This is a genomic window from Cellulomonas hominis, from assembly GCF_014201095.1.
Classification (GTDB): Bacteria; Actinomycetota; Actinomycetes; order Actinomycetales; family Cellulomonadaceae; genus Cellulomonas; species Cellulomonas hominis.
The window spans coordinates 770976-788074 of the sequence record NZ_JACHDN010000001.1; the positions used below are offsets into that span (position 1 = coordinate 770976).

Genomic DNA, 17099 nt, shown 5'->3' on the forward strand with positions numbered 1-17099 from the left:
GCCGACGGCGGGCCTCCGCGCCGGCGGGCCCCGCGCCGGCGGCCCCCGCGCCGCCCGCGCCCGCGCACCCCTGCCCGAGCCCGTCCGCCGAGATCGGCACCTCGCGCCGAGATCGGTCGCTCCAGGCGCCGATCTCGGCGCGGACGACCGATCTCGGCGGCCCGGGGGAGGCGGCCGGGGGGGGCGGCGGGCGGACGGGGGCGGCCCGGGGGGCCGGGCGCGGGGCGGCCCGGCGGGCGGACGGGGGCGGGCCGGGGAGGCGGGGCGGGCCGGGCCCGGGGCAGCCGGGGGGCGGCCCGGGGAGGCGGCCGGGGGCGGGCCGGGGAGGCGGGGCGAGCCGGGCGCCGGGCCGGGGGCCGGGCCCGGGGGGCGGCGGCCCGGGGCGCGGGGTCAGCGCATCATGTCGCGCATCATCGCGCGGACCGGGGGGTGCTCCGCCAGGATCTCGCCCGCCGTGCGGGTGCGGTAGCCGTCGGCGGCGGCACGGGTGAGGAACGCGTCCAGGACCGCCGCGCGGTCGTGCCGGGGCAGGTCGGCGGGGTCGGCGGCGAGCTCCGGGTCGGCGCGGGTGTCGTGCATGAGGATGATCGCGCCCGGGTGCAGCGAGGCGTACGCGCGGCGCTCCATCTCGTCCTGCTCGCCGTGGTACCAGTCCTCGACGGAGGACGACCACAGGACGACGCGCAGCCCCTGCCGGGCCCACCCGCGGCGCTGGCGGACGGTGTGCGAGCCGTAGGGCGGGCGGAACAGGTGCACGCGCCGGCCGGCGACGGCCTCGACGACGCGGCGGGACTCGGCGACGACCTCCATGGCCTCCGCGTACGGCACCTGCGCGAGGCGCCGGCGGTGGTCGCGGCTGTGCAGGCCGAGCTCGTGGCCCTCCGCGACGATCCGCCGGACGATCTCGGGGTGCTGCTCGGCGTGCTCGCTCAGCACGAAGAACGTGGCGCGCGCGCCGTGCCGGGCGAGGACGTCCAGGATCCCGGGGGTGTGGGCCGGGTCGGGGCCGTCGTCGAAGGTCAGGGCCACGACGGGCTCGAGGGTGTCGACGCAGACCAGCGCGGACAGCGGCCGGAGCACCGGTCGGGCGAGCTCGACGGCGAGGTGCCGCGGCAGGGGCCGGGGCGCGGGGGCCGCGAAGGGACCCATGTCCCGGCGCAGCACGACCCGGCCACGGCCGGGGTGCAGCCGGGGTGCTGGCTGCTCGACACCGGTGACGGACATGGACGACCTCCTGCTCGCTCCCTGCCCCCGCCAGTCGCCGCGGGGCCGCCCCAGTGTGCCCGCCCGACCTGCCCGCATATGTCCGGTTTGCGGCTTTTCACCCTGGCTGTCACCCGGTCGGGTGCGTCGGGCGCCGCCGCTCAGCCGAGGACGGTCAGGATCTCCTCCGCCACCCGGGCCGCGAGCGCCACCAGCGTGAGCGTCGGGTTCGCGAAGCCGCCGGTGGGGAACACGGACGTGCTGGCCACGTAGAGGTTGCCGACGCCGTGCACCCGGCAGTCCGCGTCCACCACGCCCGCCGCCGGGTCGACGTGCATCCGGGTGGTGCCCAGGTAGTGGTTGGTCGAGGAGCCGAGCACCACCGGGTCCACCCCGCCCGCCGCCAGCCGCAGCTCCCCGAGGCCCGACCGCCGGACCGCGTCCGCGACCAGCCGGTGCGCGCCGGCGGCCGCCCGGGCGTCGTCCGGCGTCCACGCCCAGTCGATGCGCAGCCGCGGGACGCCGAACGCGTCCTTCTGGTCGCCGAGCGTGACCCGGTTGCCCGGGTGCGGGGCCTGCTCCGCCTGGTGCAGGACCCGCAGGTGGTCGAAGTGCCGGGACGGCCGCCGGAACGTCGACCAGCCGCCGTGCCCGACGTACGTGGACCGCCGGCCGCCCGAGTGCAGGACCCGGCGCAGCACCGCGTCCGTCCGGGAGACCGCGCCCCACAGGTCCGCCAGCCGCGGCAGCCGGCGGTCGCGCACGGCCGCGCGCACCGCGACCGCCGACCGGCGCGCGGCGTCCGCCCGGTCGTCGCCCGCCTCGGGGTCGCGCTGGCTCGCGTGCCGCGGGAAGAACATCGTGGACAGCTGGGTCACCGGCTCGGTGCGCAGCACGTCGTCGCTGAGCCGCAGGTGGCCCATGACGGGGACACCCTCGACGGCGTGCAGGTCGTACAGCGCCATCCGGTCCACCAGGGTCCGGTCGGCCGGCTCGAGCACGCCGCCGTCGACCAGCGGGTGGTCCATGAAGTTCCGGCCGAGCGCGTCCGTGCCGCGGGCGCCGCCGGCCCGGTCCAGCGCCCGGCGCACCCCGCCCGAGACGAGCAGCAGCTGCGTGGTGGCCAGGCCGCCGCCGGCGAGCACCACGGTCGGCGCCCGGAACACCACCTCGCGGCCCGGGGCGGCCAGCGCGCGCACCTCGGTCACCCGCGTGGCCCCCGGGTCGGTCCGCAGCTCGACGACGTAGGCGTGGTGGTACACCGTGCACGCGGGGTGCGCGGCGAGCCGGCCGACGTGCCGCTCGGCGAACGCCGTCCGGTCGGCGAACTGGAACACGTCGCTGCGCACCACCGCGTCGTCCAGCGGCAGCCGCGGCGTCCCCGGGCGCTCCCACGCAGCGGCGTCGTAGCCCTGCGGCAGCAGGCCGAACAGCTCCTGCGCCCGGCGGTACCCCGGGGCGAGGTCGTCCGCGGTGATCGGCCAGCCGCTGCCCGGCAGCCAGGGCCGGGCCTCGAGGTCGGCGGCGGACAGCGGCACGAGGCGCAGGCCGCGCCGCCCGCCGCCGAGGTCGACGCTCCACAGGTTCGCGTTGCCGCCGACGCGCCGGGTGCCGGAGATCTGCGGGACCGTGCCGAACCGCAGGCCGTCCGCCGCGAGCTGCAGGCGGTCGGCCTCGGGATCCGCGGCGACGCCGCCGGACTCGAGCACGGCCACCGACAGCCCGCCCGCCAGCAGGCCCAGGGCGACCGTGACGCCGGCCGGCCCGGACCCCACGACGCAGACGTCGGCGGTGCGGACGGCACCGGGATCGAGGGTGCGCGCGTCGACGATCATGCGGACCCCCGGGTGTCGCGGCCGACGTCCCGCTCGGGCGGGACGGCCCTGGTCTACACCCGCGTGGCGCAGGTTCGTGAGAGCCGTCCGGGGGACGCGCCGTGTCCGTTCGAGGGTGATATGTCCGAGTTCACCCGTTCATACCTATCTGTACCGATATGCCCGGACTAGCCTCGACGCCAGGCGCGCCGCCAACTCACCGTCCCGAACCCCCCTGCCGAGGAGGAGCCATGACCGCAGCCGAGCCCGAGCCGGCCGACATCCCGGTGGTGATCCTCTGCGGGGGCATGGGCACGCGGCTCCGCGAGGCCAGCGAGAAGCTCCCGAAGCCCCTGGTGGACATCGGGGGCCGGCCGATCCTCTGGCACATCATGAAGACGTACTCCGAGCACGGGTTCCGACGCTTCGTGCTGGCCCTCGGGTACAAGAGCGACCTGATCAAGCAGTACTTCCTGGACTACCGGCACCTGACGTCCGACTTCACGCTGCACCTCGGCGGCGACGGGTCGGACGCCGAGCCGGTGTTCCACGGCTCCGCCGCGAAGGAGGACTGGGAGATCACGTTCGTCGAGACGGGCCTGACCACGGCGACCGCCGCGCGCATCCGCCGGGTCGCGGACCACCTGGACGCCCCGCGCTTCGCCCTGACGTACGGCGACGGCATCGGCGACGTCGACATCACCGGAGCCCTGCGGCACCACACCGAGCACGGCCTGCTCGGCACGCTCACCGGCGTGCACCCGTCCAGCCGCTACGGCGAGATGCGGGTCGAGGGCGAGACCGTGGTCGAGTTCAACGAGAAGCCGACCCTGGCCGACGGCTGGGTGAACGGCGGGTTCTTCGTGTTCGAGCGGGAGTTCGTCGACAAGTACCTCGACGACGACCCGGCGGTGATGCTCGAGAGCGCCCCGCTGCAGCAGCTCGCCCGCGACCGGCAGCTCTCCGTGTACGAGCACGAGGGCTTCTGGATGGGCATGGACACGTTCCGCGACTGGACGGAGCTCAACGGGCTGTGGGACAGCGGCCGCGCTCCGTGGAAGATCTGGGAGGACTGAGCGCGTGCGCATCCTGGTCACCGGCACCGAGGGCTACCTCGGCAGCCTGCTCGCCCCGACCCTGCTCGGGCGCGGCGACGACGTCACCGGCCTCGACACCGGCTACTACAAGAACGGGTGGCTCTACAACGGCGTGCACGAGACGCCGCACACCCTGGTCAAGGACATCCGGCACGTCACGCCGGACGACCTGGTGGGCTTCGACGCGGTCGTGCACATGGCCGAGCTGTCGAACGACCCGATCGGCGACCGGATCGGCGAGGTGACGTACGACATCAACCACCTCGGCTCGGTCGGGCTCGCGTCGGCGGCCAAGCGCGCCGGGGTGTCCCGGTTCGTGTACATGTCGTCGTGCAGCGTCTACGGCGTCGCGGACGGGACGGTCGACGAGACCAGCCCGACCGACCCGCAGACGGCCTACGCCCGGTGCAAGGCCCTGGTGGAGCGGGACGTCACCGCGCTGGCGGACGACGACTTCTCCCCCACGTTCCTGCGCAACGCGACGGCGTTCGGCGCCTCGCCGCGGCAGCGGTTCGACATCGTGCTGAACAACCTGGCCGGCCTGGCCTGGACGACGCACCGGATCGCGATGACCTCCGACGGCACGCCGTGGCGGCCGCTGGTGCACGGCCTGGACATCGCCAAGGCGATCCGGGCGGTGCTCGACGCGCCCCGCGAGGACGTGCACGCGCAGGTGCTCAACGTCGGCGCGGACGGCAACAACTACACGGTGCGCGAGATCGCCGAGACCGTGGGCGCGGAGTTCCCCGGCTGCGAGGTGTCGTTCGGGGAGCCGAGCGCGGACAACCGGTCGTACCGGGTGTCGTTCGCGAAGATCCGCGAGGTGCTGCCCGGCTTCGGATGCGACTGGGACGCCGCCGCCGGCGCGGCCCAGCTGCACCGGGTGTTCGAGCAGATCGCCCTGGACACGGAGACGTTCACCGGGCGCGGCCACACCCGCCTCGCGCAGATCGAGCACCTGCTGAAGACCGGCCAGGTGGACCCGCAGCTCTTCTGGACGGTGAACCCGTGAAGTACACCCCGACCGCCGTCGAGGGCGTGACGATCGTCGACCTCGAGCACCGCGCCGACGACCGGGGGTTCTTCGCCCGGACGTTCGACGTCACCGAGTTCGAGGCCCACGGCCTGGACACCGCCGTCGTGCAGTGCAACCTGTCGTACAACCACCGCGCGGGGACGCTGCGCGGGCTGCACCGCCAGGTCCCGCCGTACGCGGAGGGCAAGCTCGTGCGGTGCACCGCGGGCGCGATCGTCGACGTGGCCGTGGACGTCCGGCCGGACTCCCCGACGTACGGGGCGCACGTCATGGTCGAGCTGTCGGCCGCCAACCGGCGGGCGCTGTTCATCCCGCCCTACGTGGCGCACGGGTACCAGACGCTCACCGAAGACGCCGAGGTGGTGTACCAGGTCAGCGGGCCGTACGCCCCCGAGGGCGAGCAGGGGTTCCGGTACGACGACGCCGCGTTCGGCATCGTCTGGCCGGTGCCCGTCACGGTGATCTCGGAGAAGGACGCGGCGTGGCCGCTCGTGGCCCCGGAGCCGGTGCAGTGATCGTCACCGACTCGCTGCTGCGCGCCCGCCAGGCCGACGGCCGCCCGATCCGGGTCGCGCTGGTCGGTGCCGGGTTCATGGGCCGCGGCCTGGTGAACCAGATCGTCAACTCCGTGCCGGGCATGGACGTGGTGGCGATCGTCGCGCGCCGGCCGGAGCAGGGGATCCGCGCGTACACCGAGGCGGGGCTGAGCGGCGTCGTGGAGGTCGACTCCCCCGCCGCGCTCGCCCGCGCCGCCGCCGCCGGCACCCCCGCCGTCACGCAGGACCACCGGGTCGCCGTGGCGTCCGACGCCGTGGACGTGGTGGTCGACGTGACCGGGGCCGTCGAGTACGGCGCGCACGTGGCGCTGGACTGCTTCGAGCACGGCAAGCACCTGGTGCTGATGAACGCCGAGGTGGACGCGACGGTCGGCGCGGAGCTCGCGCGGCTGGCCGACAAGGCCGGGGTCGTCTACACCGGGTGCGACGGCGACCAGCCGGGCGTGCAGATGAACCTGTACCGGTTCGTCCGGGGCCTCGGGCTGACGCCGCTGGTCGCGGGGAACATCAAGGGCCTGCAGGACGAGTACCGCACCCCGACGACGCAGAAGGCGTTCGCCGAGCGCTGGGGCCAGGACCCGCACATGGTCACGTCGTTCGCGGACGGAACCAAGGTGTCCGTCGAGCAGGCGCTCGTCGCCAACGCGACCGGCATGTCCGTGCACCGGCGCGGCATGCTCGGCATGGACCACGACGGGCACGTGGACGAGCTGACCACCCGGTACGACGTGGACGAGCTGCGCGCCCTCGGCGGCGCGGTGGACTACGTCGTGGGCGCCCGGCCCGGCCCCGGGGTGTACGTCCTGGCGACGCACGACGACCCGAAGCAGCGGCACTACCTGGAGCTCTACAAGCTGGGCACCGGGCCGCTGTACTCGTTCTACGCGCCGTACCACCTGTGCCACTTCGAGGTGCCGAACACGGTCGCGCGGGCGTTCCTGCTCGGCGACGCGACCATCCGGCCGCTCGGCGCCCCCACGGTGGAGGTCGTGACCACGGCGAAGACCGACCTGCCGGCCGGCACGGTCCTCGACGCCCTGGGCGGCTACCACTACTACGGCCAGGCGGAGCGCGCGGACACCACGCGCACGGAGCGCCTGCTCCCGGTGGGCGTGGCGGAGGGGTGCGTGCTGAAGCACCCGGTCCCGAAGGACCGCACCCTCACGTACGACGACGTCACCCTCCCGGAGAACCGCCTGATCGACCGCCTCCGCGAGGCCCAGTCCGCCCTCGCGTGACCGCGCCGCGGGTGCCTGCTCCCTGCGAGGGGGCACCTCTCGCGCACCCGGGGCGGGTTCCGGTGTGCCCCGACGGATCGCGTGATGCCCCGCGGGCGGGGCGCGAGCACGCGCGGTGCCCCGCCGGGTGACACGTCACCCGGATGCCAGGCAGTTCACCCGGGGTCGACGGACAAACCGGACAAACCCACTCATAGACTCACGAATCAGGAACGGGCCTGGGCGGGAGAACCGTCGCCCGAGCCCTCCACCGAGACCGAGAACGGGGGACCACCGTGCCCGCACCGACCGCCCTGCGCGCCCGCGCGGTGACCTTCTACCTGCCGCAGTTCCACCCGGTGCCGGAGAACGACGCCTGGTGGGGACCGGGGTTCACCGAGTGGACCAACGCCGCCAAGGCGCGGCCCCTGTTCCGCGGGCACGTCCAGCCCCACCTGCCGGCCGACCTCGGCTTCTACGACCTGCGGATGCCGGAGGCGCGCGAGGCGCAGAGCGACCTGGCCCAGCAGTACGGCGTCGAGGCGTTCATCTACTGGCACTACTGGTTCGGCGGCGGACGGCGCATCCTCGAGCGGCCGTTCCAGGAGGTGCTGGCGTCGGGCGCCCCGTCGGTGAAGTTCTGCCTCGCCTGGGCGAACCAGACGTGGAGCGGCATCTGGCACGGCGCGAGCGACCGCGTCCTGATGGAGCAGACCTACCCGGGCCCCGAGGACGAGCAGCGCCACTTCGACACGCTGCTCCCCGCGTTCCGGGACGAGCGCTACCTGCGGGTGGACGACCGGCCGGTGTACTACGTGTTCCGGCCGGAGGACCTGCCGGACGCCGCAGCGTTCGTGGACCGGTGGCAGGCCATGGCGCGCGCCGCCGGCCTCCCCGGCCTGTACCTCGTGGCCGAGGTGTCCGACCTGCTCGGCCGCGGGCCCCGGTACACCGACGTGGACGCGGCGGGCTTCGACGCGGGCGTGTACATGCGGCTGCCGGCCCGGCGCACCCGGGCGGACGTGCTGCGGATGCGGGTCGGGCGCAAGCTCGGCCGCCCGGAGATCTACCCGCACGACCCCGAGTTCCGGCCCGCGCCCGCGGGCATCTCGGACCGCCTGCTGCCGTGCGTCTACCCGAACTGGGACAACACGCCCCGGTCCGGCACGCGCGGCCTCGCGGTCACCGGGTCCTCCCCCGAGGTGTTCGGCCACCACGTGCGCCAGGCGGTCGCGACGCTCCAGCACCGCCCGGCCGCCGAGCGGCTGCTCTGGGTGAAGTCCTGGAACGAGTGGGCGGAGGGCAACTACCTGGAGCCCGACCTCGAGCACGGCCACGCGTGGCTGGAGGCCCTGCACCACGGGCTGACCGAGCGCAGCACGCTGGCCACCCAGCCGGCCCGAGTGATCACCCCGACGCACGCCCTGTCCCCGACGGACGGCGGGGTCGCGCATGGCTGAGGCCCCTCCCCTGCGGATCGCGATGCTGTCGTACTACCTCCCGTCCGGCAGCAAGATCGGCGTGGGCTTCCAGGCGCACGAGCTCGCCACCGAGCTCGCCCGCCGGGGCCACCACGTCGACATGTTCAGCGACTGCCCGCCCGTCCCGGGCGCGGCGTACGGGCACCGGCACGTCGCCATGTCCGGCTCGCTGCGGACCTTCCGGTTCGCCTCCGCGCTGCGCCGGCAGGACCTGCGCGGCTACGACGTGCTGCACGCGCACGGCGACGACTACTGGCTGTGGCGCCGGCGCGCCCCGCTCCACGTGCGGACGGTGCACGGCTCCTGCTTCGAGGAGGCCCGGCACATCCGCGGCGCCAAGGAGAAGCTGCGGATGCTGCTGCTCGGCTTCAGCGAGGTGCTGGCCGCCTACGTCGCGGACCGGGTCGTCGTGGTGTCCCCGCAGACGCGCCGCTGGGTGCCCCGCGCGCACGCCGTGATCCCGAACGGCGTGGACACGACCCGGTTCGTCCCCGCGGACGAGGCCGGGCGCGCGGACCACCCGGTCGTGCTGTTCGTCGGCACCTGGCACGGGCGCAAGCGCGGCCGCGACCTGGCCGAGGCGTTCGCCCACGACGTCCTGCCCCGCGTGCCGGGAGCCGAGCTGTGGATGGTCACCCGGGACGCCCCGGCCGACCCCGGCCCCGGCATCCGCGTGCTGGGCCGGCTGTCCGACGCCGAGCTCGCCGACGCGTACCGCCGGGCCTGGGTGTTCTGCCTGCCGTCCTCCTACGAGGGCTTCGGCATCCCGTACGCCGAGGCGATGGCGAGCGGCCTGCCCGTCGTCGCGACGCCGAACGTCGGGGCCCGCTACGTCAGCGACGAGGGCCGCGCCGCCGTGCTCGCGGAGCTGCCGGACCTCGGCACCGCCGTGGCGGACCTGCTGCTCGACGACGACCGGCGCGCGGCGCTGTCGGCCGCGGGGCTCGCCCGCTCGCGGACCTTCTCGCTGACCGCGGTCGCCGACGCCTACGAGGAGCTGTACCGCACCCCGGCCCGCGCGTCCGCCGCAGCACCCGCAGCACCCGCAGCGCCCGCCGCGACCGCCCCGCGGACCCCGTCCGCCCAGCCGCACGGAGACCAGCCATGACCGACGTCGCCATCCGCGCCTCCGGGGTGGGGAAGCACTACCGCATCGCCGCCGGCGGCGAGCACCAGCCCTCCACCGCGGCCGAGGCCGTCATGCGCCGGCTGCGCCACCCGCTCGAGCGCCAGCACTTCGAGGAGTTCCGCGCCCTGGACGACGTGTCGTTCGAGGTGCCGTGGGGCGAGGCCATCGGCATCCTCGGGCGCAACGGCGCGGGCAAGTCCACGCTGCTCAAGCTCCTGACCCGCGTCGCCGCCCCGACGAGCGGCCGCATGGAGCTCGGCGGCCGCGTCGGGTCCCTGCTCGAGGTCGGCACCGGCTTCCACCCCGAGCTGACCGGCCGCGAGAACGTGTTCCTCAACGGCACCCTGCTCGGGATGCGGAAGTCGGAGATCAAGGCACGGTTCGACGAGATCGTGGCGTTCTCCGGCGTCGAGAAGTTCCTGGACACCCCGGTGAAGCGGTACTCCTCCGGCATGTACGTGCGGCTGGCGTTCGCCGTCGCGGCTCACCTGGACACCGAGATCCTCGCGATCGACGAGGTGCTGGCGGTCGGCGACGCGGAGTTCCAGGCCAAGTGCATCGAGCGGATGCGCACGGTCGCCGCCGAGGGCCGCACGGTGCTGTACGTCTCGCACCAGATCCAGACGGTGAAGGCGCTGTGCACCTCGGCCCTGTTCCTGGAGCACGGGAAGCTCGTCATGCACGGCGACGTCGACGAGGCGATCGAGCTGTACCAGTCGAGCCGCGACCGGGTGGCGATGAGCCAGACCGACATCGAGCGGCGGCCCGGCACCGGCGAGCTGCGCATCACCTCGGCGACGATCTCGAGCCCGCTGTACAGGACCACGGAGTCCAAGACCGTCGAGTTCCTGGTCTCGGCCAACCCCGACTACATCGGGAAGTACTTCGTCTCCTGCCACGTGAACGACGCGCGCGGCACGACGATCCTGCAGTGCGACTCCCGGGTCACCGGCCTGTGGCTGGACCCGTCGGTCGAGCAGAAGGTCGCGCTCACCATCAACGGCCCCTGGCTGAAGCCCGGCGAGTACTCCGTCGACCTGTTCGTGTGCGCCTCGGGCGTGCTCGACGCGTTCGAGGGCGCCGGCCGGTTCGAGATCCACCCGGTCCTGCCCTACCCGCAGGCCGTCTCGGACGAGGGGCTGGACGCCGGCCTCGTCCTGGCCGACTTCGACTACGAGAGGCGGTGAGGACCGTGGCCACGCGCACCGTCGTCATCACCCCGCCCGGCCGGCTCCCCCTGCCGTCCTGGCGCGAGCTGTGGGAGGCCCGCGAGGTCTTCACCCGGTTCGGCACCCGCGACCTCAAGCTCCGCTACAGGCAGACCGCGCTCGGCGTGATCTGGGTGGTGCTGCAGCCCCTGCTGAGCGCCGGCATCTTCTCGATCGTCTTCGGGCAGATCGCCGACCTGTCCAGCGACGGCGTGCCGTACTTCGTCTTCTCGTTCGCCGGCATGCTGGCGTGGACGCTGTTCAACGGCATCGTGTCCCGCGCCGCCCCCTCGCTGGTGAGCAACCAGGCGCTGGTGTCCAAGGTGTTCTTCCCGCGGATGCTCGTGCCGCTGTCCAGCGTGCTGTCCGTGCTGGTCGACTTCCTGGTCGCCTCGGCGCTGATGGTCGTGCTGCTGTTCTGGTACGACATCGCGCCGGGCTGGCCGATCCTCACGCTGCCGCTGTGGATCCTCGCGGTGATCCTGCTCGGCTCGGGCCTCGGCATGGCCTGCTCCGCGCTGATGGTGAAGTTCCGTGACGTCGCCTACGTGGTGCCGTTCGCGCTGCAGACGCTGCTGTACGCCAGCCCGCTGGCGTACTCCCTGTCCGAGGTCGGCGAGAACATCCGCTGGCTGTTCGACATCAACCCGCTGACCTGGGTGCTGGAGGGCTTCCGCTGGTCGCTCCTCGGGCTCGCGCAGCCGGCGGGCTGGCAGATGGCCGCGACCGCGGTGGTGAGCGTCGTCGCGTTCGGCGGCGGCGCGCTGATCTTCTCGAAGATGGAGCGCGGCTTCGCCGACGTCATCTGACGCCGGCGACATCCGACGCGGACGACGCGAGGGGGACGACGTGACCGAGACGGGACCCGGCCGGGGCCGCCGCACGCGCTGGGCGGTGGCCGCCGGCGTGGTCGCGGTGGCGGTGGCCGCCGCGGGCACGACCGTCGCCCTGACCCGCGAGCGCGACGCCTCCTCGGCGGCGGACGGCGCCGCGCCCCCGTCGGCCGGGGTGCCCGCCGCCCGGATGTGCGGCGTGGTGGACCCGGGCCGGTTCGCGGCCCTGGCGGCAGACGCGCCGAGCGTCGAGCCGCGCGCCCTGGTGCCCGACCTGACGGCGGCGGGCGGCGGCGAGCCCGGCGGCCTGGAGGCGGTCGGCGACCACGTGGCGACGCTCGCGCACGGCGACGGCGGCAGCGTCATCACGACGTGGTCGGCCTCCGGGGCGGCGGAGCGCACGGTGACGATCCCCGGCGCACCCGGCGTCTTCACCCTGGCCCCGGACGGCGCCGTCATCGCGCCGACCGGCACCGAGCCGGGCACCGAGGTCGGCTCGTGGACCGGCGGCGACGACCCCGGCACGGTGTGGGACGTCGCGGACGCCGGCGAGGGCCGGGTCATCGACGTGCTGCCGTTCACCGCCGGGGAGGCCGGGGTGGTCGCCGCCGTCGCGTTCGAGGGGTCGCGCACCCTCGGCCTGCTGCACGCGGACGGCACCGTCTCGGACGGGCCGGAGCTCGCGTGGGACTGGTACCCGCGGTTCTTCGTGCAGCCCGACGGCACGCTGTTCGTCCTGAGCGACGTCGACGGCGAGTCCACCTACACGACCCTCACCCGGTACGACGCCGACGGCGAGGTGCTGCTCGAGGTCGGCGGCCGGATGGCCGAGGACTCCGACAACGGCCGGCCCCAGGTGATCGACCACCCCTCCGGGGTCGCGCCCGCCCCGGACGGCGACGGGTTCCTCGTGTTCGGCCCGACCTGGCGGATCGCCGAGATCGGCCCGGACGGGGTGTGGCGGGGCGTCGCCCTGTCGGAGCGCGGGGAGGGCTCGACGTTCCGGATGGCCGAGCAGTCGCCGCTGCGCCGGGTGGGCGACGACTACGTGTTCCTGTCCGCGACCGAGGACGGCACGGTGCAGCTCACCCGCGTGACGGCCCCCGAGATGCGCACCCTCCTGGACGCGCCGATCACCTGGAACGTCGCGGTCTCGGGCGCCACCGACAAGCTGGGCTTCGGCGCCGGGCTGGCGACGGACGCCCCGTACGACTACTTCGCCGACGGCGAGACCCCCGCCGTGCACGCCACCTTCGACCCCTGGTGGGGTGCGGTCTCCGGGGACTACGAGCTCCGGTACGAGGTGAGCGGCGACCCCTGGGCGCAGCCCGCGATCGCCCCGGTCACCGGCACGGTCGCGATCCCCGCGGACGGCGGCGAGGTGCCGCTCGACCTGCCGGCGGCCCGCCCGGGCCCCTACCAGGTGCACGCCACGCTGGTGGAGAAGGCCACCGGCGACGCGCGCTCGGCCACCTGCCTGCGGTACGCGGTCGGCGCGCCGGGCGCGACGTTCGACCCGGGCGCCCTCGCGGACGGCGCCGACTGGGGCGGGGCCGGACCGCTGCGCGGGGTGCAGCTCGCCGACGAGCTCGGCCTCGGCATGCACCGGGTGCAGCTCGACTTCTCCGGCATGGTGCCCGAGGGCGCCCGCCCGTCCGTGGCGGCGCTGGACCTCGGCGCGATCCCCGGGGCGGAGGAGGACGACCCGTTCGCCGGGCTGGCCGCCGCCGCGTCCGAGGCCGTCGAGCGCGGCGTGCTGCTCTACGTGCAGATCGGCGAGGCGGACCAGCGCGCGCAGCAGGCCGTCGCGGACGGGTCCTGGGGCGCGTGGGTGTCCGCCATCGTCACCGCGATCCACGAGGGGGCCCCGGACGTCACGCTGTGGGCGCCCTGGAACGAGCCGAACAACACCGGGATCGGCGGCGCGGACTACGCCCGGGACATCCTCGCCCCCGCCGCGGACGCGGTGCACCGCGCCGACCCCCGCGCGCGGGTGATCGGCGGGAACGCGCTGAACGTGGTGGTGCCGTGGTACGCCGAGGCCGTCGACGCCGGGGCGTGCGCGTCCTGGGACGTCGTGGGCATCCACCCGTACACCGGGTTCAACCGCTCCTGGGACGAGGAGGGCGCGCAGGGACCGATCGGCCAGATCACGGAGCTGCGCGAGGTGCTGGCCGCCTGCGGCGACGACGTGGAGGTGTGGAACACCGAGTCCGGCTGGTGGTCGGACGGGCCGGCGAACGAGTGGCACCAGGCCTACGACGTGGCCCGCACCTCCCTGTGGCAGAGCGCACTCGGCGTCGGGGCCTGGATGTACTTCTTCAGCGAGGGCGGCTGGGGCGAGGCCGAGAACACCTGGTCGCTGGTGCAGGTCGGCTCGTACGTGAAGCCCGGCGCCCTCGCGATGGCCACGGTGGGGCCGCTGCTGGCCGGCCGGCCGGCCGCCGAGCCCGCGGAGGTCGAGGACCCGACGGTCCGCGCGATGACGGTCCCGCCCGCGCCCGGGTCGGACGCCGACCCGCTGCTCGCGGTGTGGACGCTGGACGCGCTGACCGACGTCGCCCTGCTCGCCGACGAGGACGCGGCCGTCACCGTCACCGACGTGTACGGCGCGACCCGCACGGTCGACGTCGTGGGCGGCGAGGCCACCACCTTCCGGGCCACCGGGGCGCCGCAGTTCCTGGCCGCCCCCTCGTCCACCCGGCTCCGGGTCGCGGCCCTGGACGGGGGCAGCAATTTGCTCGCCGGGGGCACCGTGACCGCGTCGTCCACCTCGGACGGCGACGCCGCGACGCTCGTCACCGCCGAGGGCGCCCTCGCGACGCCCTGGCGCGCGGGCGGCAGCACCGCGGAGGGCCCCGATGTGAGCCCGTGGGTGCGGGTGGAGCTCGCCGAGCCCGCGACGCTCGACCGCGTGGTCATCGGCTCCGCCGGCATCCGGTGCTGCACCACCGGCGTGAAGGACGCCGTCGTCGAGGTCGAGTCCGACGGCGCGTGGACCGAGGTCGGGCGGGTCGAGGGCGCGTTCCTCGAGCGCACCAGCACGGTCCGGTTCGACCCGGTCGAGGCCACGGCCGTCCGCGTCACCGTGCCGACCACCGAGCAGCGGGACGTGACGATCCCCAGCGCGAACTACAGCGGCCAGTCCGGCGGCCTGCTCCCGGCGTGGGAGCCGGTGCAGGCCGAGCCGACCTGGCCCGTCTCCCTCGTCGGACTGGCCGCCTACGGCCCCGGACGAGCGCCATGACCGCAGACCAGGAGGGCACGATGCGCCAGGACGACGCCGCCGACCGCACGAAGGGAGGCCGGCCGTGACCGCGCGGGTCACCGTCGGGGTCCCCGTCTACAACGGGGAGAAGTACGTCGAGGCGGCGCTGGCGTCCGTCCGCGCCCAGGACGAGCCGGACCTCGAGATCCTGATCTCCGACAACGGGTCCACCGACGGCACGGAGGAGATCTGCCGGGCGGTGGCGGCCGCGGACGAGCGGGTCACCTACCACCGGCAGGACGTGAACCGCGGGGGCGCGTGGAACTTCAACCGCCTGGTGGAGCTCGCGTCGGCGCCGTACTTCACCTGGGCCGCGGCCGACGACATCCGGCGCCCGTCGTTCGTGCGCCGCTGCCTGGAGACGTTCGCCGACCGCGACCCCGCCACGGTGCTGGTGTACCCGCGGACGCAGATCATCGACGCCGCGGGCCGGGTGACCGAGGACCTGTTCGACGCCGACCTGGAGTGCGCCGAGCCGACACCGCACGAGCGGATGGCGCACTTCCTGCGGGCGCAGGGCGCGCACATCTTCTACGGCCTGCACCGCACGGAGGTGCTGCGCAGCACGCGGCTCATCCGCCCGAGCGTGAGCAACGACATGGTGCTGCTGGCCGAGCTCGCGTGCCGCGGGCCGTTCGCGATGGTGCCCGAGCAGCTGTTCCTGCAGCGGCGGCACCCGGAGGCCTTCTCCCAGCAGGGCCGGGGCCAGCTCGCCTGGCACGCCCCGACGGCCGCGGTGCGGTTCGCGTTCCCGCACACCAAGGTCACCGGCGAGCTGGTCCGGGCGGTGACCTCCTCGCCGATCCCGCTCGCGGAGAAGCTGCGCTGCCTCGCGGTGATCCCCGGGTCGTGGACGCTGCCCCGCTGGCGCGGCCCGGCCGCCGACCTGCGCACGGCGGCCGGCCTGGCCCCGCGCAGCGCCGTCCGCCGGGCGCGGGCGACGACGACCACGACGCCGGGGACCCCGGGGACGGAGGCGGTCCGGTGAGCCTCGCCGACGACACGGCCGCGCGCGCGGCGGCACCCGTGCCCGCGACGCGCGTCCCCGAGGTGCACGTCATCACCCCGGGCGACCACTTCTCGCCCTCCACGGGCTCGGCGATCCCGACGGTCGTCGACGGCCTGTGCGGGGCGCTGCCGGACGTGCCCGGGCTCGCGCGGCCGCGCGTCGCGGTGGCCGAGGGCACGTACGCCGACCGCTACCCGAGCGCGGACGCGGTGCTGTACCCGCCGGCCCGGGCGCACCGCGCCGACCGCTACCTGGACGCCCTCGCCGGGCGCGCGGGCCTGCCGCGGCCGGGCGCCCGCCGGGTGCTGCGGCCGGCGCTGGGCGCGCAGCGGGACTGGGAGCGCTCGGCCGTCCTGGTGCACAACGCGCCGCAGGCGATCGGCCTCGTGGACCCCCGGCACGTCGCCGTGCTCTACGCGCACAACCTGCTGCTGCGCTCGTACTCCGTCCGGGAGGCGGGGCGCGCGCTCGACCGCGCCGACGCGCTGGTGTGCGTGAGCGAGTCGCTCGCCGAGCAGACCCGGCCGTACCTGCCCCCGCGCCTGCACTCCCGGATCCGGGTCGTGCGCAACGGCGTCGACACGGCGCACTTCGTGCCGCGGGCGGACCCGGCGCGCGGCGACCGGCTGCGGGTCACGTTCGTCGGCCGGATGATCCGCGACAAGGGCGCCGACGTGGTGCTCGACGCGGTGGCGCTGCTCGACCGCGACGACATCGAGCTGACGATCGTCGGCAGCCAGGGCTTCGACGCGAGGGCGCCGTTGTCCCCCTTCGAGCAGGAGCTGCACCGCAAGGCCGCCGCCCTCGGCGACCGGGTCCGGCTGCGCCCGTTCACCGCGCGGCGGGAGGTGGCCGGCGTCTACCGCGAGGCGGACGTCGTCGTGGTCGCGTCGCGCTGGCTCGAGCCCTGCCCGCTCACCGTCCTGGAGGGCATGGCGTCCGGCGTGCCGGTCGTGGCCAGCCGGATCGGGGGCATCCCGGAGATCATGCAGGGCACGGGGATGCAGGTCGCCCCCGGCGACCCGGCCGACCTCGCGGCGGCGCTGGAGGCCCTGGCGGACGACGAGGCGCTCCGGCTCCGGACCGGCGCGGAGTGCCGGACGTGGGCGGAGGCGCACGACTGGCGCTGGGCGCGCACCCACCTGGACGCCGTGCTGGCCGAGGCCGCGGGCGTTTCACCCACGCCGGTCGGGTGAACCTCGTGCACCAAATGTCCGGATTGTCCCGGTGACCGGCACGATGGTCCC

General features: G+C 75.0%; 13 protein-coding genes. 11 read left to right on the top strand and 2 right to left on the bottom strand.

Going from position 1 to position 17099, the window contains the following annotated elements:
- Nucleotides 1-390: 390 nt before the first annotated feature.
- Nucleotides 391-1224: a polysaccharide deacetylase family protein gene (locus tag HNR08_RS03650; protein ID WP_183834785.1), complete on the bottom strand. Its 834-nt coding sequence runs from the start codon at nt 1222-1224 to the stop codon at nt 391-393.
- A gap of 140 nt (nt 1225-1364) precedes the next feature.
- Complete coding sequence (locus tag HNR08_RS03655) at nt 1365-3038, bottom strand: GMC oxidoreductase (protein WP_146840608.1); 1674 nt, start codon at nt 3036-3038, stop codon at nt 1365-1367.
- 230 nt (nt 3039-3268) lie between these two features.
- Here HNR08_RS03655 and rfbF point away from each other — a divergent pair, with 230 nt between their 5' ends.
- The 11 genes from rfbF to HNR08_RS03710 all read left to right on the top strand — a co-directional run bounded on the left by rfbF (nt 3269) and on the right by HNR08_RS03710 (nt 17048).
- Nucleotides 3269-4093: a glucose-1-phosphate cytidylyltransferase gene (gene rfbF, locus HNR08_RS03660; protein WP_146840609.1), complete on the top strand. Its 825-nt coding sequence runs from the start codon at nt 3269-3271 to the stop codon at nt 4091-4093.
- Between the two features lie 4 nt (nt 4094-4097).
- A complete protein-coding gene (locus HNR08_RS03665; protein WP_146840610.1) occupies nt 4098-5126 on the top strand; it encodes an NAD-dependent epimerase/dehydratase family protein in 1029 nt (342 codons plus the stop codon).
- On the top strand, nt 5123-5665 hold the full coding sequence (gene rfbC / locus HNR08_RS03670; RefSeq protein ID WP_146840611.1) for a dTDP-4-dehydrorhamnose 3,5-epimerase: 543 nt from the start codon (nt 5123-5125) through the stop codon (nt 5663-5665). The genes HNR08_RS03665 and rfbC overlap by 4 nt, the downstream gene beginning before the upstream one ends.
- Nucleotides 5662-6945 (top strand): NAD(P)H-dependent oxidoreductase, encoded by a 1284-nt coding sequence (locus HNR08_RS03675; RefSeq protein ID WP_146840616.1) that lies wholly within the window; start codon nt 5662-5664, stop codon nt 6943-6945. The genes rfbC and HNR08_RS03675 overlap by 4 nt, the downstream gene beginning before the upstream one ends.
- Nucleotides 6946-7220: 275 nt before the next feature.
- Nucleotides 7221-8384, top strand: a complete 1164-nt coding sequence (locus tag HNR08_RS03680; protein WP_221286306.1) for a glycosyltransferase WbsX family protein — start codon at nt 7221-7223, stop codon at nt 8382-8384.
- Nucleotides 8377-9513, top strand: a complete 1137-nt coding sequence (locus tag HNR08_RS03685; RefSeq protein ID WP_146840612.1) for a glycosyltransferase family 4 protein — start codon at nt 8377-8379, stop codon at nt 9511-9513. Before HNR08_RS03680 ends, HNR08_RS03685 begins: the two co-directional genes overlap by 8 nt.
- Complete coding sequence (locus tag HNR08_RS03690) at nt 9510-10721, top strand: ABC transporter ATP-binding protein (protein WP_146840613.1); 1212 nt, start codon at nt 9510-9512, stop codon at nt 10719-10721. Before HNR08_RS03685 ends, HNR08_RS03690 begins: the two co-directional genes overlap by 4 nt.
- Nucleotides 10718-11551, top strand: coding sequence for an ABC transporter permease (locus tag HNR08_RS03695; protein ID WP_146840614.1), 834 nt, complete (start codon nt 10718-10720; stop codon nt 11549-11551). Before HNR08_RS03690 ends, HNR08_RS03695 begins: the two co-directional genes overlap by 4 nt.
- Nucleotides 11552-11591: 40 nt before the next feature.
- Nucleotides 11592-14822 carry a discoidin domain-containing protein gene (locus HNR08_RS22590; protein ID WP_183834789.1) on the top strand — a complete coding sequence of 1077 codons (3231 nt, stop codon included), beginning with the start codon at nt 11592-11594 and terminating at the stop codon, nt 14820-14822.
- Nucleotides 14823-14886: 64 nt separating this feature from the next.
- A complete protein-coding gene (locus HNR08_RS03705) occupies nt 14887-15831 on the top strand; it encodes a glycosyltransferase family 2 protein (RefSeq protein ID WP_146838220.1) in 945 nt (314 codons plus the stop codon).
- Nucleotides 15828-17048: a glycosyltransferase family 4 protein gene (locus HNR08_RS03710; protein ID WP_146838222.1), complete on the top strand. Its 1221-nt coding sequence runs from the start codon at nt 15828-15830 to the stop codon at nt 17046-17048. The genes HNR08_RS03705 and HNR08_RS03710 overlap by 4 nt, the downstream gene beginning before the upstream one ends.
- Nucleotides 17049-17099: the final 51 nt, after the last annotated feature.